Annotated in this window: 12 protein-coding genes; 5 read left to right on the top strand and 7 right to left on the bottom strand. The window is 60.3% G+C overall.

Annotated elements, in window-relative coordinates:
* Positions 1–100: 100 nt before the first annotated feature.
* Positions 101–2449: an FdhF/YdeP family oxidoreductase gene (locus ACZZ0D_RS22845; RefSeq protein WP_401240916.1), complete on the bottom strand. Its 2349-nt coding sequence runs from the start codon at positions 2447–2449 to the stop codon at positions 101–103.
* Positions 2446–3285: a formate dehydrogenase accessory sulfurtransferase FdhD gene (gene fdhD / locus ACZZ0D_RS22840; protein ID WP_463554353.1), complete on the bottom strand. Its 840-nt coding sequence runs from the start codon at positions 3283–3285 to the stop codon at positions 2446–2448. Before fdhD ends, ACZZ0D_RS22845 begins: the two co-directional genes overlap by 4 nt.
* A 208-nt stretch (positions 3286–3493) precedes the next feature.
* On the opposite strand from fdhD, the gene lysM reads away from it, so the two are divergent.
* Positions 3494–3934, top strand: a complete 441-nt coding sequence (gene lysM / locus ACZZ0D_RS22835) for a peptidoglycan-binding protein LysM (RefSeq protein ID WP_463554352.1) — start codon at positions 3494–3496, stop codon at positions 3932–3934.
* Between the two features lie 104 nt (positions 3935–4038).
* On the opposite strand, the gene yrfG is transcribed toward lysM, so the two are convergent.
* Positions 4039–4701, bottom strand: coding sequence for a GMP/IMP nucleotidase (gene yrfG, locus ACZZ0D_RS22830; RefSeq protein ID WP_212544767.1), 663 nt, complete (start codon positions 4699–4701; stop codon positions 4039–4041).
* 88 nt (positions 4702–4789) lie between these two features.
* On the opposite strand from yrfG, the gene nudE reads away from it, so the two are divergent.
* The gene (gene nudE / locus ACZZ0D_RS22825; RefSeq protein WP_053116546.1) at positions 4790–5356 is read left to right on the top strand and encodes an ADP compounds hydrolase NudE; all 567 of its coding nucleotides are present in this window, start codon (positions 4790–4792) and stop codon (positions 5354–5356) included.
* 11 nt (positions 5357–5367) lie between these two features.
* Positions 5368–6195 (top strand): 3'(2'),5'-bisphosphate nucleotidase CysQ, encoded by an 828-nt coding sequence (gene cysQ, locus ACZZ0D_RS22820; protein ID WP_463554351.1) that lies wholly within the window; start codon positions 5368–5370, stop codon positions 6193–6195.
* A gap of 176 nt (positions 6196–6371) precedes the next feature.
* Here cysQ and ACZZ0D_RS22815 read toward each other — a convergent pair whose 3' ends face one another.
* The 4 genes from ACZZ0D_RS22815 to rfbC are packed head-to-tail and all read right to left on the bottom strand — an operon-like array spanning position 6372 to position 10601.
* On the bottom strand, positions 6372–6827 hold the full coding sequence (locus ACZZ0D_RS22815; protein ID WP_463554350.1) for a YiiD C-terminal domain-containing protein: 456 nt from the start codon (positions 6825–6827) through the stop codon (positions 6372–6374).
* A complete protein-coding gene (locus ACZZ0D_RS22810; protein WP_212544770.1) occupies positions 6824–8209 on the bottom strand; it encodes a sigma-54-dependent transcriptional regulator in 1386 nt (461 codons plus the stop codon). The genes ACZZ0D_RS22815 and ACZZ0D_RS22810 overlap by 4 nt, the downstream gene beginning before the upstream one ends.
* Positions 8206–10014, bottom strand: a complete 1809-nt coding sequence (locus tag ACZZ0D_RS22805; protein ID WP_159812021.1) for a sensor histidine kinase — start codon at positions 10012–10014, stop codon at positions 8206–8208. The genes ACZZ0D_RS22810 and ACZZ0D_RS22805 overlap by 4 nt, the downstream gene beginning before the upstream one ends.
* 41 nt (positions 10015–10055) lie before the next feature.
* Entirely contained in the window at positions 10056–10601 is a 546-nt protein-coding gene (gene rfbC / locus ACZZ0D_RS22800; protein WP_463554349.1) for a dTDP-4-dehydrorhamnose 3,5-epimerase, read from the bottom strand.
* Between the two features lie 171 nt (positions 10602–10772).
* On the opposite strand from rfbC, the gene ACZZ0D_RS22795 reads away from it, so the two are divergent.
* Positions 10773–13685 (top strand): aminotransferase, encoded by a 2913-nt coding sequence (locus ACZZ0D_RS22795; protein ID WP_463554348.1) that lies wholly within the window; start codon positions 10773–10775, stop codon positions 13683–13685.
* A gap of 286 nt (positions 13686–13971) precedes the next feature.
* A complete protein-coding gene (gene aguB, locus ACZZ0D_RS22790; protein ID WP_034151905.1) occupies positions 13972–14850 on the top strand; it encodes an N-carbamoylputrescine amidase in 879 nt (292 codons plus the stop codon).
* Positions 14851–14853: the final 3 nt, after the last annotated feature.

Below are 14853 nucleotides of genomic sequence, written 5' to 3'. Positions count from 1 at the left end.
GTCTGAACCGACGCCTTCGCGAGCAAGCCCGCTCCCACATTTGAAATGCATTCCAATGTGGGAGCGGGCTTGCTCGCGAAGGGCCAGTTCAAGCGCCGCGTTAAGCCGACTTGGCCATGATCAACCCCGTCTCACTCGCCGCTTCCAACCGGATCGCGATGAACTTCGACGTTGGCGTATGGCTGCCATCCCCGGTGCTCTCCAGCGGCACCAGCGGATTCACCTCTGGATAATATGCCGCCGCCTGCCCCGCCGGAATATCAAACGCCAGCAAGGTAAAACCCTTCACCCGACGCTCACGACCATCGTCCCACAGTGACACGATGTCAGCCTTCTGCCCCGGACGGAAGCCCAGGCGAATGATGTCCGCCTCGTTGGCAAACAACACATCACGCTGGCCCTTCACCCCGCGATAACGGTCATCGAGCCCATAAATCGTCGTGTTGTATTGATCGTGAGAACGCATCGATTGCAGGATCAGATCCGGCAGTTGCCCGGTGGCACGAGTGCGTTCGTGCACCAGATCCTTCGGCAGCATGTTCGCGCGGAAATTGGCGCGGCCCGACGGCGTGTTCCATTTGCGCGCACCAGCGCTGTTGCCCAGGTAGAAACCGCCCGGGTTTTTGACCTTCTCGTTGAATTCCTTGAAGCCCGGAATGGTGTCGGCGATCAGGTCGCGAATGCGCGCGTAATCGGCCACCAGCCAGTTCCAGTCCACCGGTTTGCTGCCCAGCGTAGCGGCGGCGATGCCGGCGATGATCGACGGCTCCGAGCGCATCTGGTTCGACAGCGGCTGCAACTGGCCGTTGGAGGCGTGAACCATGCTGAACGAGTCTTCCACGGTGACCGCTTGCGGGCCTTCAGTCTGGATGTCGATATCGGTGCGACCGAGGCACGGCAGGATCAGCGCGTCTTTACCGTGAGCCAAGTGGCTGCGGTTGAGCTTGGTGCTGATCTGCACGGTCAGGTCGCAATTGCTCAGCGCTTCGAAAGTGCGGGGGCTGTCCGGCGTGGCTTGAGCGAAGTTGCCGCCCAGACCGATGAATACTTTGGCGCGACCTTCGGCCATCGCATGAATCGCCTCGACCACGTTGTGGCCGTTATGACGCGGCACCTTGAACTGGAACCGCCGCTCCAGAGAATCGAGGAACGCCACCGGCGGACGCTCGTTGATGCCCATCGTCCGGTCGCCCTGCACATTACTGTGACCGCGAACCGGGCACAGGCCGGCGCCCGGTTTGCCGATGTTGCCGCGCAGCAGCATCAGGTTGGCGATTTCCTGAATGGTCGGCACCGAGTGACGATGCTGGGTGATGCCCATCGCCCAGCACATGATTACGTTTTTGCCTTTGGCGTACATGCGCGCGGCTTGCTCGATGTCCACGAGGGTCAGGCCGGATTGCTCGACGATCTGCTCCCACGGCGTGTCATCAACGACACCGAGATACTCCAGCACATTGGCGCTATGAGCATTGAGGAAGTCGTGGTCGAACACCGCTGGCGCGCCAGCCTTCTGCGCATCGCGTTCCCATTGCAGGAGGAATTTGGCCATGCCGCGCAACAGCGCCATGTCGCCGCCGAGTGCCGGACGGAAGTAGGCGGTGTTGGTCGGCTTGTCGCCGTTGGTGAGCATTTCGATCGGATGTTGCGGATGCTGGAAACGCTCCAGTCCGCGCTCTTTCAGCGGGTTGATGCACACCACTTGCGCGCCGCGTTTCACCGCTTCACGCAACGGTTCGAGCATGCGTGGATGATTGGTGCCGGGGTTCTGGCCCCAGACGAAAATCGCATCGGCGTGTTCGAAATCATCGAAGGTCACGGTGCCTTTGCCGACGCCGACACTTTGCGCCAACGCCACACCGCTGGCCTCGTGGCACATGTTCGAGCAGTCAGGGAAGTTGTTGGTGCCGAAGGCGCGCACAAACAACTGGTACAAATAAGCCGCTTCGTTGCTGGCGCGGCCCGAGGTGTAAAACTCGGCCAGATCCGGGCTCGGCAGACTTTGCAGGTGTTTGGCAATCAGCGCGTAGGCGTTGTCCCAACTGATCGGTTTGTAGCGATCGGTTTCGGCATCGTAGACCATCGGTTCGGTCAGACGGCCCTGATACTCCAGCCAGTAATCGCTCTGTTCCAGCAACGAAGTGACGCTGTGCTTGGCGAAGAACTTGGCATCGACGCGGCGCTTGGTCGCTTCCCAGTTCACCGCTTTCGCGCCGTTCTCGCAGAATTTGACCATGCCGCTTTCCGGCGAATCGCCCCACGCGCAACCCGGGCAGTCGAAGCCGCCGTTCTGGTTGGTCTTGAGCATCATGCGCAGGTTTTTCAGGGCGTTGTCGCTGGTCAACCAGGCCTGAGCCACACTGATCAGGGCACCCCAGCCGCCGGCTGCGCCTTTGTAAGGCTTGTAGCGCGGGACGGGTTTCTGGTCGGCTTGATGATGTTGGCTCACGCTTGATTCTCCATCGCGGGGCTATACACCCGCGGCGCACTTTTCTGCGGCAGGTGGATGAGATTGAGGTTGTGTCGACGGGCCCATTGCACGGCGAGGCCCGTGGGCGCGGACAGGCTGACCAGGGTCTGGATGCCGGCGCGCAACACTTTCTGGATCAATTCGAGGCTGCAACGGCTAGTGACAATTGCCAGTCCGCCTTCGGTGGATATCTTCTGGCGGATCAGTCCGCCGATCAGTTTGTCGAGCGCGTTGTGCCGGCCGATGTCTTCGCGACCGAGCAGCAATGCGCCGCTGGCGTTCATGAACACTGCCGCGTGTACCGCGCCGCAGTACTGACCCAAAGGCTGAAACGCACTGATGCGCTGACGCAAACCATCAAGCCATTCAATCGGTGGCAACGGCGCTCCGGGCAGCACTTTCAGATCAGGCAACGCCTGTTCCACCGCTTCGACGCCACACAATCCGCAACCACTGGTGCCAGCCATTTGCCGACGTTGCTGCTTGAGATTCCAGAAGGCGCGATTGGCGATGGTCACTTGCGCGTATTGCGCCGAGCCGGCGCCGGTCAGTTGCAGGTCATAGATGTCGGTCGCGTCTTCGATGATGCCGCTGCCGAGGCTGAAGCCGACGATGAAGTCTTCCAGGTCAGTCGGTGTCACCAGCATCACGGCTTGGCTGATGCCGTTGTAGGCGATCGCCAACGCGACTTCCTCGGCGAGCGCAGTGCTCGCCGACTCTTCGCGGGGAAGATCGCTGTAACTGTAGGTCTGGCTGGCGGCAGGCGCGGGTGTTTCGAGTGCAGGCGCCGCGCAAGTTGGGCGCTTGGCGTTCATGGCATCACCGACGGTTTGATTAACGTTAAGACTAGGCGCGTCAAGTTGTCGCGTCTAATCGCTACTGTCGATGTATTGATAGATGGCGTCGATCAAGGGAGCTTTTGCGTACGCATACGGTTACAGAGTCATTGGTCGGCTCGGAACCGGGTTTGCCTGACGTGGTCTAGGCTTGGGCATCTGGAACCCAAATCAAGGAGTGTGCGCTATGAGTCTTTTGAGCTTTGTGAAAGAAGCGGGAGAGAAGCTGCTGGATCTGCTGACCCCCGGTAACGCCAATGCCAGTGAGCAATTGAAGGATCACATCAGTAAGGTCGGGCTGGGCAATCCGAACGTGCAGGCAACGGTGGACGGCGACAAAGTCACCGTGACCGGTGAGGTAGCGAGCCAGGAAGAGAAAGAGAAAATCCTGCTCGCCGTGGGCAACATTGCCGGGGTTGGCAGTGTTGATGATCAGATCACCGTGAGCGGCCCGGTTGTGACGGCTGCGCAGTTTGTTGTGGTCAAGTCGGGTGACACCCTCAGCGCGATTTCACTGCGCGTGTACGGTGATGCCAACAAGTATCAAAAGATTTTCGATGCCAACAAACCGATGCTCAAGGATGTGAACAAAATCTATCCGGGTCAGACACTGCGTATTCCTGAGTAAACAGGAACCCCTGTAGGAGCTGCCGAAGGCTGCGATCTTTTGATCTGTTTTTTTTAAAAATAAAAGTCAAAAGATCGCAGCCTGCGGCAGCTCCTACAGTGGGGTCACAGGCCTGAGATGAGGTCGCGGTAGTCTTCGACTGCCGCGAATTCGGCCGTGTCCTTCGGGCCTTTGCGGCTGTCGGGTTGTTTGACTGCCAGCAAGTGCGCCACCCCAAAATCCCGCGCACTGCGCAGAATCGGCAAGGTGTCGTCGATGAACAGACTGCGTGCCGGATCAAAACCGATATCTGCCTGCAACGCGTCCCAGAACTGCGGGTTTTCCTTGGGGAAACCGTAATCATGCGAGCTGATCAGCCGCTCGAAGTACGGCGCCAGTTCAATCCGTTCCAGTTTCAGCGACAGTGAGTCACGGTGCGCGTTGGTGATCATGATCACCCGTTTACCGGCGCGTTTTATTGCTTCCAGAAAAGTATCCGCATCAGGACGCAAAGCGATCAGGTGCGCGGTTTCCTGTTTCAACTCACGCACTGACAGCTTCAGTTCGCTGCTCCAGAAATCCAGGCAATACCACTGCAACTGACCAGCATGGCGTTCGAACAGCGGCTGCAATTCCATCTCGGCCATCGCGCGGCTGACCCCGTGCAGTTCGGCGTAGCGCTGGGGCAGGTGTTCCAGCCAGAAATGGTTGTCGAAGTGCAGATCCAGCAGCGTGCCGTCCATGTCCAGCAGGACGGTATCGATGTCGGACCAGGGTAAAGAGGGCATGGCAACGTCTCGAACGGTAGAAAGATATCCGACGTAAACAATCGGGAAAGCCGCGTTATAGTAGCGCGTTCACGCCAAGGAGCTTTGCATGCGCCAGAAACCTACCGTACTCGCCCGCGAGATCGTCGCCACCAGTCGTCTGTTTTGCGTCGAAGAACTCAAGCTGCGTTTTTCCAATGGCGTGGAGCGCACCTACGAGCGGCTGGTCGGCAAGGGCGCCGGGTATGGCGCGGTGATGATTGTGGCGATGCTCGATGCCGAGCACGCGGTGCTGATCGAGGAATACTGCGGCGGTACTGACGAGTACGAATTGTCGCTGCCCAAAGGTTTGATCGAGCCGGGCGAAGACGTGCTGGCGGCGGCTGAACGTGAGCTCAAGGAAGAAGCCGGGTTTGGCGCGCGGCAACTGGAGCATCTGACCGAGCTGTCGCTGTCGCCCGGTTACATGAGTCAGAAGATTCAGGTGGTGCTGGCCACCGATCTCTACGAAGAGCGGCTGGAGGGCGACGAGCCCGAGCCGATGCGGGTCGACAAGGTCAATCTGCGTGATCTGTCGGCGCTGGCGCAAAATCCGCAATTCTCCGAAGGCCGCGCATTGGCGGCGCTTTATCTGACCCGTGACTTGCTGACGCAGCGTGGGTTCTTTCAGTCGTGAGTGACCTGTCGATGAATTTCCCCCATCCGTTGATGACGCCAGTGGTTGAACTGGCATTGCAGGCCGGCGAAGCGATTTTGCCGTTCTGGCGCGCAGGCGTTGAAGTCACCGCCAAGGCCGATGATTCACCGGTGACGGCGGCGGATCTGGCGGCGCACCATTTGATTCTGGCCGGGCTGACCGCGCTGGATCCGAATATTCCGGTGCTGTCTGAAGAAGACGCGAATATTCCCCAAAACGTACGCGCCGGATGGACGCGCTGGTGGTTGGTGGATCCGTTGGATGGCACCAAGGAGTTCATCAGCGGCAGTGAAGAATTTACCGTGAATATTGCGCTGATCGAGAACGGGCGGGTGGTGTTTGGCGTGGTGTCGATGCCGACCAATGGTCGCTTTTACGTCGGTGGCGCGGGGCTTGGCGCGTGGCGTTGCGACAAGGGCGGCACACCGGTTTCGATTCAGGTGCGTGATGTGCCGGGAACGGGTGAGGCGTTTACGGTGGTGGCCAGTCGTCGGCATTCCAGCCCCGAGCAGGAGCGATTGCTGTCGGGCTTGAGCGCCAGCCTCGGTGAACTGCAGTTGGCGAACATCGGCAGCTCGCTGAAGTTTTGCCTGCTGGCGGAAGGGGCGGCGGATTGCTATCCGCGACTGGCGCCGACTTCGCAGTGGGACACGGCGGCGGCCCAGGGTGTGCTGGAAGGGGCGGGGGGCGAGGTGCTGGATTTACGCGGTGAGGCGTTTTGTTATCCGGCGCGGGAATCGCTGTTGAACGAGTTCTTTTTGGCGCTGCCGGCGAAGGCTGCATGGCGGGCGAGGTTGTTGGAGTTGGCGCGCGGGTAAGTGGGCTGATCCAGAATCCCCCTCACCCCAGCCCTCTCCCCCAGGAGAGGGAGCCGATCTTCATGCGCTTCAAAACCTGAGTTCGACTCGATATCTCAGGTCGATGCAAATCGAGAGAACAACCCGGTCAGTCCCCTCTCCCCCGGGAGAGGGTTAGGGTGAGGGGCTTTTGATCGTCAGCGGTGCAACACGTATTGCCCGCTAAACGTCACCGCATCGACTTCACTCCCGACATTGACGATCCGCGTCTGCAACACCAACCGCGCCCGCCCATACCGCTGATACATCGCCAAAAACTTCTTCCACACCCGCTCATCAGGCGCCGGGCAAATCGCCGTGGCATCGCCCGTCACCGGCAGCGGATAACTGATCTGCCCTTCCTGAATGACGATGTGCCCATCGGTGATCCCTTCTTCTTTCAAGCGTAAATGCAGCCAGCCCCAGCCGGCCAGCACCGCGCCGCAGTAGAGACTGCCGCCGAACATGGTGCTCTTGTGGTTGACGTTGGGATCGAGCGGCAAATACAAGCTCAATTGCTGCTCGCGCCAGTCGAGCACCCGCAGGCCCATGTCGCGGGTCAGCGGAATGTCGTGATGAAGCACCGACTCCAGATAACGACTGTCTGTGCTCATTCGTTTTCATCCCCGTGACTGCTGTCGCCGAAGTTCAGACCGTGCTTGCGCAGTTTGTCGTGCAAGGTCTTGCGCGGAACGCCCAGTGCTTCGGCGAGGCTGCGCACCGAGCTGTGCGAGCGCGCCAGTTCGGCAGCAATCAGCGATTTTTCGAAGTGTTCCACTTGTTCGCTTAGCCCGCCTTCGACAACTGCAACAGTCACACCGTCGACACCTTCAACAGCACTGTTATCCAGCGCCAGTTCCAGACCGAGGGCAAAGCGTTCTGCGGCGTTTTGCAGTTCACGCACGTTGCCCGGCCAGGTGTGGCGCAGCAGCAAAGCACGTTGTGCCGGTTGCAATTCATGCGGCGGCAAACCGTGGCGGGCACTGGCTTCGTCGGCGTAATGCTGGAACAGCATCAGCGCATCTTCGCCACGTTCGCGCAGCGGCGGAATGCGCAGCGGCGCGACGTTGAGGCGGTAGTACAAGTCGGCGCGGAAACGCCCCTGATCGGCCGCCTGACGCAGGTCTTCCTTGGTCGCGGCGATGACGCGGATGTCCAGCGGGATCAGCTGATTGCCACCGAGTCGCTCGACCACACGTTCCTGGAGCATGCGCAGCAATTTCACCTGAACGTCCATGCTCATGCTTTCGATTTCATCGAGGAAAAGCGTGCCACCATTGGCGAATTCGAACTTGCCGATCCGGCGTTTCTGCGCGCCAGTGAAGGCGCCCGGCTCGTGGCCGAACAGTTCGCTTTCGACCACGGACTCGGCCAATGCGCCGGCGTTGATCGCCACAAACGGCCCGTTGCGTCGGCTCGACAAGTCATGCAGCGCGCGGGCGACGACCTCTTTGCCGGCGCCGGTTTCACCGAGGATCAGCACGTCAGCCTTGGTCGCCGCCAGTGCGCCAATCTGCTCACGCAGGCGCAGCATCGGCGCCGATTGGCCGACCAGTCGCGCGCTCAACTCATTGCGATCGCTGAGGGCCAGACGCAGGCTGCGGTTGTCCAGCACCAGTCGGCGCAGGGCTAACGCGCGGCGCACGCTGTCGAGCAGCGCATCGCTGGCGAAAGGTTTTTCGAGAAAGTCGTAAGCGCCGGCGCGCATCGCTTGCACCGCCAGCGGCACATCGCCGTGGCCGGTGATCAACAGCACCGGCAGTTCCGGATCCTGCGCATGCAGTTCGCTGAGCAGTTCCAGTCCGTCCATGCCCGGCATGCGAATGTCGCTGACCACCACACCGGGCCAGTCGCGTTCAAGTTGTGCGGCCAAACCTTTGGCTTCGGACAGCGGCAGGATTTTCAGGCCGGCCAGATCCAGAGTCTGGCCGAGGGCCTGACGCAGGTGCGGATCGTCGTCGATCAACACCACCTGAATGCGATTGTCGATGGTCATGCACTTCGATCCTCGGACGGTTGCAGGCTGACCCCGGGCGCACCGGCGCGCAGCCGCAGGGTGATCAAGGCGCCGCCTTGCTTGTGGTTGGCGAACGACAGTTCACCGCCGAAGGCGCGCATCAGGGTTTCGCAAATGGCCAAACCCAGACCAAGCCCCTGCGTGCGGGTCTTGGTGGTATAGAACGGCTCGCTGGCGCGGCCGAGGGCTTCCATGCAAAAGCCCGGGCCGTTGTCGCGAATGTACAGATTGACGCCCTCGGCGGTGGATTCGGCACTCAGCCACAATTTGCGCGGCGGGCCTTTTTCGGTGAGCGCATCGAGGGCGTTGGCCAATAGATTGCCGAGAACTTGGCGCAGACGGGTTTCCCCGGCTTCGACCCACAACGTAGCGGCGGGCAAATCGCGAATCAGCTCGACTTCCATGCTGCGCCGACGTTTGGCCAGCAGTGCCAGCGCATCGTCCAGCGCCGGTTGCAGGGCCACGCTTTCCGGAGCATGACGGTCGCGGCGGGCGAAGGCGCGCAGGTGGGCGATGATCGAGGCCATGCGCCCGGTCAGCTCGCTGATCAATTTGAGGTTGCCGCGCGCGTCGTCGGTGCGCTGATGATCGAGCAACACCTCGGCGTTTTCTGCGTAACTGCGGATCGCGGCAAGCGGCTGATTGAGTTCGTGACTGATGCTCGCCGACATCGTCCCTAGCGCCGACAGTTTGCCGGCCTGTACCAGGTCATCCTGCGCACGCACCAGTTCCTGCTGCGCCTGTTCGCGCTCCAGCACTTCCTGTTTCAGGCGCCGGTTGAGGCCTTCGAGGTCGCTGGTACGTTCGGCAACACGACCTTCGAGTTCGCGGCGCGCCTTGGCTTCGAAAGCGATGCGCTCCAGATAATGACGGCGACGCTGCATCATCAAACCGAGCAGCAACATCACCACCAGCAACGTCGCGCCACCGATAGCCACGACCGTGCGTACCGGACGATCGATCAACGTGCGCGGGGCAAGGATGCTGACGCTCCAGCCGGTTTCGGCGATGTCGTGGGTCTGGATCAGCCAGGCAGTGGGGCTGAGATTCAGCGGTCGAGGCTCGCGGGTTGGATAAGGCTGGATCGCTGTGATCGCAGAGCGTTCAGCTTCACTCAACTCGCGGGTCGAGCGGAAACGCCATTCCGGCCGCGAGGTAAGAATGACCACGCCGTTATGGTCAGTCACCAGCAGCTGTTCCGGAGTTTTGCCCCAAAGACTTTCGGTGTGATCGAGATCGACCTTGATCACCAATACGCCGATGATTTTCTCGCCGTTGCGCACGGCGGCGGCGAAGAAGTAACCGCGTTTGGCTGACGTGGTACCGAGCCCGAAAAAGCGCCCCAGACGCCCGGCCATGGCTTCACTGAAATACGGCCGGAAGGAGAAATTACGCCCGACAAAACTGTCGTGTTTATCCCAGTTGGAGGCCGCGAGCGTCTGCCCGCTGGTGTCCATCAGGTACATGACCTCGGCGCCGGTTTGCGCGGCGATATTTTTCAGCAGGCGATTGGCGTTGCCTTGGGTAACGCCGTCATCCGGCGCGCCGAGGACAGAGCGCAGCGCGGGTAGATCACCGAGGATCTGCGGCAACACTTCGTAGCGGTGCAGGGTGCCCAGCAGGTTGGCGACGTAGAGGTCGAGGGTCTGGCGATTCTGGCCGGCCAGTTCGCTGCGGTAATACCGCTCGGCAAGATGTTCCAGCGGCCACAACAGCGGCGCCAGACACAGAGCCAGCAACGCAAGGCTGCGCCAGCGGGGTCTGCGGGGAAGGGTTGGTTTCATGCCGAATGCGCCTGTGGGGAACAGGCGCATTATGCCTAGGCTCAGGCGAAGACGTCAGCGTCCTTGAGCAACGCGGCAACCTGATCCTTGGCGGACAGCTTCGGCGCTTCGTCCAGTTGCCAGTCGATACCCAGATCCGGGTCGTCCCAGCGAATGCTGCGCTCGGCCGACGGAGTGTAGTAATTGGTGGTCTTGTAGAGGAATTCAGCGAACTCGCTCAGTACCACGAAACCATGGGCGAAACCTTCCGGTACCCACAATTGACGGTGGTTGTCGGCAGACAGACGCACCGCTACCCACTTGCCAAAATTTGGCGAGCTACGGCGAATGTCCACAGCCACGTCCAGCACTTCCCCGACGGTGACGCGAACCAGTTTGCCCTGGGTGTTTTCCAGTTGGTAATGCAGACCCCGAAGGACGCCTTTCTGCGAGCGCGAGTGGTTATCCTGGACAAATTGTGTGTCCAGACCGGTTGCGTCCTGGAACGCCTTCGCATTGAAGCTCTCGTAGAAGAACCCGCGCTCGTCACCAAAAACTTTGGGTTCGATGATCAGAACACCGGGCAAGTCGGTGGTGATTACATTCATGAGGATTTTCCAGTGATGGGTGTGAATGGCCGACATTCTTGCGCAAAGTCTCGAGTGGCGCGAGTGTTCCAGTGGAAATTGCCGAGAAACGCTGTAACAACAGGAGGGGGTTGCGCATCCTCTGCAGCAATGGCGATATAGGCGCCTAATAAAATTTCAGGGGTTGTTTGCATGCCACTTGCCACGTTGTTTCACCGCGCCAGTTTGCCTAGCCCTCAGGTTTATGAGGCGCAAGCCCTGCAATGGCTCGCGGAACATTACGGGATCAGTGGCCGGTTAAAAGCCTTGGGCAGCCAGCAGGATCTCAACTTCCGGGTCGACAGTGAGCGCGGCCGCTTTGTCCTGAAAATCTGCCGTGGCGACTATTCGCTGGTGGAGTTGCAAGCCCAGCACGCCGGCCTCAAGTACCTCGCCGAACATTCCGCAGTCAGGGTGCCCAGCGTTATCGTCGCCAACAATGGTCAGGATTTGTTGACCTTGGAATCCGCTGGCGAATCGGTGCACGTGCGCTTGCTCGATTATATCGAGGGCCAGCCGCTGACCGATCTCGACCATTTGGGCAAAGAAGTCGTGGCCGGGTTTGGTCGGCTTTGCGGTGAGATGGATCTGGCGCTCGCAGGCTTTGATCATCCGGGCCTTGAGCGCACGTTGCAGTGGGATGCGCGCCACGCCAGCGCGTTGATCAACCATTTGCTGCCGGTGATCAAGGATCAGCATCAACGCGCATTGATCGCCGACGCTGCCGAGCAAGCAGAGCGCCGCTTGCAGCCGTTGCTCGAGAAGCTGCCGGTGCAGGCGATTCACATGGACATCACCGATGACAACGCGGTGTGGCAGCGTGATGCGCAGCGCCATTGGCAATTGCAGGGCGTCATCGATTTCGGCGATCTGGTGCGCACCTGGCGCATCACCGATTTGTCGGTGACCTGCGCTGCATTGCTGCATCACGCCGGAGGCGATCCGTTTGTGATTCTGCCGGCAGTGCAGGCCTATCACGCGGTCAATCCGTTGCAACACGAAGAGTTGCAGGCGCTGTGGCCGCTGATCGTTGCGCGGGCGGCGGTGCTGGTATTAAGTGGCGAGCAGCAGGTCAGTATCGATCCGGCCAACACCTACAGCCGCGATAACCTCACCCACGAGTGGGAAATTTTCCGCGTGGCGACCTCGGTGCCGCTGGCGCTGATGGAGGCGGCGATTCTGACGGCGGTCGGTCATTCCCTGCCGGCGATCAATAGCGAAGGTTTTGCCCCGTTGCTGCCGAGTCTGGTCGGGCGCGAATTTGCTTTGATCGATCTTGGCGTCTTGAGCGCGCATTTCGCGGCGGGCAACTGGGAGCAGGAAGGTATCGATCAGCGCCTGCTGACCGAAGCCGCTGCGGCGCATGGTCTGGCGGCGAGCCGTTATGGTCAGTACCGTTTGTCGCGCACGCGCCCTGACAGCGCCGATGAACCGGACACCTTCCCGCTGCACGTCGAATTGCGCGTGCCCAACGGCACTGCCGTCGAAGCACCGTTTGCCGGCGTGCTGCATCAAGCGGCGGACGGCGCGTTGCGCCTCGATGGCCCGCAACTCAGCGTACGTCTGTGGGGCGTGACACCTTCGGTGCACAGCGGCGCGGCGCTGGTCAAAGGTCAGGTGCTGGGCTCGGTCAGTGGCCCGCTGTTGGTTCAGCTTTGCCGTGGCGCGCAGCTGGAAGCGCCGCTGTTCTGCACGCCAACCCACGCGGCGGCCTGGCAGGCATTGTGTCCGTCGCCAGCCGCGCTGCTGGGGCTGGCCTGCGATGCCGAGCCGGAGCTGGATGGCAAAACCCTGCTTGAACGCCGTGACGCCAGTTTCGCCCGCACGCAAAAACATTATTACGTCGATCCGCCGCGCATCGAACGTGGCTGGCGCAATCACCTGATCGACATGCAGGGCCGCTCCTATCTGGACATGCTCAACAACGTCGCGGTGCTCGGCCACGGTCATCCGCGCATGGCCGCTGTGGCTGCGCGTCAGTGGTCGCTGCTCAATACCAACTCGCGTTTCAACTATGCGGCAGTCGCCGAGTTTTCCGAGCGCTTGCTGAAGCTAGCGCCGGAAGGTATGGATCGGGTATTCCTGGTCAACAGCGGCAGTGAGGCCAATGACCTGGCGATCCGTGTGGCATGGGCCTACAGCGGCGGTCGCGACATGATCAGCGTGCTGGAGGCTTATCACGGCTGGACAGTCGGCGCCGACGCGGTGTCGACGTCGATTGCCGATAACCCGAAAGCCCTGGAAAGCCGCCCGGACTGGGTACACCCCGTGACGGCGCCGAACACCTATCGCGGTGAATTCCGTGGCCTCGATTCGGCGCCGGATTACGTGCGCAGCGTTGAGCATCAGTTGCAAAAGCTCGCTGAGCAAAAACGCCAATTGGCCGGGTTTATCTGCGAGCCGGTGTACGGCAATGCCGGCGGCATCTCGCTGCCACCGGGTTATCTGAAACAGGTTTATGCCTTGGTGCGCGCGCAGGGCGGGGTGTGCATCGCCGACGAAGTGCAGGTCGGTTATGGGCGTATGGGTAAATTTTTCTGGGGCGTTGAAGAGCAGGGCGTGGTGCCGGACATCATCACCATGGCCAAAGGCATGGGCAACGGCCAGCCACTCGGTGCGGTGATTACTCGCCGGGAGATTGCCGAGGCGCTGGAGGCCGAAGGTTATTTCTTCTCGTCGGCGGGCGGCAGTCCGGTCAGTTGCCAGATCGGCATGGCGGTGCTGGACGTGATGGAAGAAGAAAAACTCTGGGAGAACGCGCAGGTGGTCGGTGGCCACTTCAAGGCGCGGCTCGAAGCGTTGATCGATAAACATCCGCTGGTGGGCGCGGTGCACGGTTCCGGGTTCTATCTGGGGCTTGAGCTGATCCGTAACCGCGAGACGCTGGAAGCGGCGACTGAGGAGACCGCGCTGCTGTGTGATCGTCTGCGTGAGTTGGGGATTTTCATGCAGCCGACCGGGGATGATCTGAATATTCTCAAGATCAAACCACCGATGGTGACGTCGCGCCAGAGTGTCGACTTCTTCGTCGACATGCTCGACCAAGTCCTCGCCGAAGGCCTCTGATCCCATGTAGGAGCTGCCGAAGGCTGCGATCTTTTGATCTTGATTTTTAAGAGCAAAATCAAAAGATCGCAGCCTTCGGCAGCTCCTACAGGGTTTCGGGGTTAATTCGATTTGTATCGGTCTTTATTGCGTTGAATTAGACGAAATACATTTTAGTAGCTTCTAAAGCCGATATTTATCGGCTATAAAGTCGCCATTGCCCCGGCATGGTGATCTCTTGTCCGGTGCGCACGTTTTCTTTTCGGTCGAATGGTCGACCGTCAAAGCACTTGCCCGGAGATGATTCATGAGCCGTATCGTTACCGTTGCCGCCACTCAGATGGCGTGTTCGTGGGATCTGGAAGCCAACCTCGAAATCGCTGAAAGGCTGGTGCGCGAAGCCGCCGCCAAGGGTGCGCAGATCATCCTTATTCAGGAGCTGTTCGAGGCGCCGTACTTCTGCCAGAAGCCGAACCCGGACTACCTGCAACTGGCGACGACGGTGGAAGAAAACGTCGCGATCAAACATTTCCAGAAAATCGCCAAAGAGCTGCAAGTGGTGCTGCCGATCAGCTTCTACGAGCTGGCCGGCCGCGCGCGTTTCAATAGCATCGCGATCATCGACGCCGACGGCAGCAACCTCGGGATTTATCGTAAAAGCCACATTCCGGACGGCCCGGGCTACCACGAAAAGTATTACTTCAACCCGGGCGACACCGGTTTCAAAGTGTGGAATACGCGTTACGCGAAAATCGGCGTGGGCATCTGCTGGGATCAGTGGTTCCCGGAAGCGGCGCGCAGCATGGCGTTGCAGGGGGCGGAAATCCTGTTCTACCCAACCGCGATCGGCAGCGAGCCGCACGACAAGACCATCTCGTCGCGCGACCACTGGCAGCGCGTGCAACAGGGCCATGCCGGCGCGAACTTGATGCCGCTGATTGCCAGCAACCGCATCGGCAACGAAGAACAGGACGGCTACGACATTACGTTCTACGGTTCTTCGTTCATCGCCAACCAGTTCGGCGAAAAAGTGCAGGAGCTGAATAAAACCGAAGAAGGTATTCTTGTGCACACTTTCAACCTCGACGAGCTCGAACACATTCGCAGCGCGTGGGGTTCATTCCGTGACCGCCGTCCGAACCTGTACGGCGCGTTGAAAACCCTCGACGGTTCCCTGGAGTCCTGATCC

It is taken from the genome of Pseudomonas sp. AC193, from assembly GCF_979258075.1.
The sequence above is the reverse complement of the archived record's forward strand: the minus strand, read 5'-3'. Positions and strand labels throughout refer to the sequence as shown.

What these genes read in the sequence shown, in the direction of transcription:
- ACZZ0D_RS22805 (WP_159812021.1), bottom strand. Translation starts at nt 10,014, where the DNA reads ATGAAACCAACCCTTCCCCGCAGACCCCGCTGGCGCAGCCTTGCGTTG.
- aguB (WP_034151905.1), top strand. Translation starts at nt 13,972, where the DNA reads ATGAGCCGTATCGTTACCGTTGCCGCCACTCAGATGGCGTGTTCGTGG.
- yrfG (WP_212544767.1), bottom strand. Translation starts at nt 4,701, where the DNA reads ATGCCCTCTTTACCCTGGTCCGACATCGATACCGTCCTGCTGGACATG.
- ACZZ0D_RS22795 (WP_463554348.1), top strand. Translation starts at nt 10,773, where the DNA reads ATGCCACTTGCCACGTTGTTTCACCGCGCCAGTTTGCCTAGCCCTCAG.
- ACZZ0D_RS22815 (WP_463554350.1), bottom strand. Translation starts at nt 6,827, where the DNA reads ATGAGCACAGACAGTCGTTATCTGGAGTCGGTGCTTCATCACGACATT.
- lysM (WP_463554352.1), top strand. Translation starts at nt 3,494, where the DNA reads ATGAGTCTTTTGAGCTTTGTGAAAGAAGCGGGAGAGAAGCTGCTGGAT.
- cysQ (WP_463554351.1), top strand. Translation starts at nt 5,368, where the DNA reads ATGAATTTCCCCCATCCGTTGATGACGCCAGTGGTTGAACTGGCATTG.
- rfbC (WP_463554349.1), bottom strand. Translation starts at nt 10,601, where the DNA reads ATGAATGTAATCACCACCGACTTGCCCGGTGTTCTGATCATCGAACCC.
- ACZZ0D_RS22810 (WP_212544770.1), bottom strand. Translation starts at nt 8,209, where the DNA reads ATGACCATCGACAATCGCATTCAGGTGGTGTTGATCGACGACGATCCG.
- fdhD (WP_463554353.1), bottom strand. Translation starts at nt 3,285, where the DNA reads ATGAACGCCAAGCGCCCAACTTGCGCGGCGCCTGCACTCGAAACACCC.
- nudE (WP_053116546.1), top strand. Translation starts at nt 4,790, where the DNA reads ATGCGCCAGAAACCTACCGTACTCGCCCGCGAGATCGTCGCCACCAGT.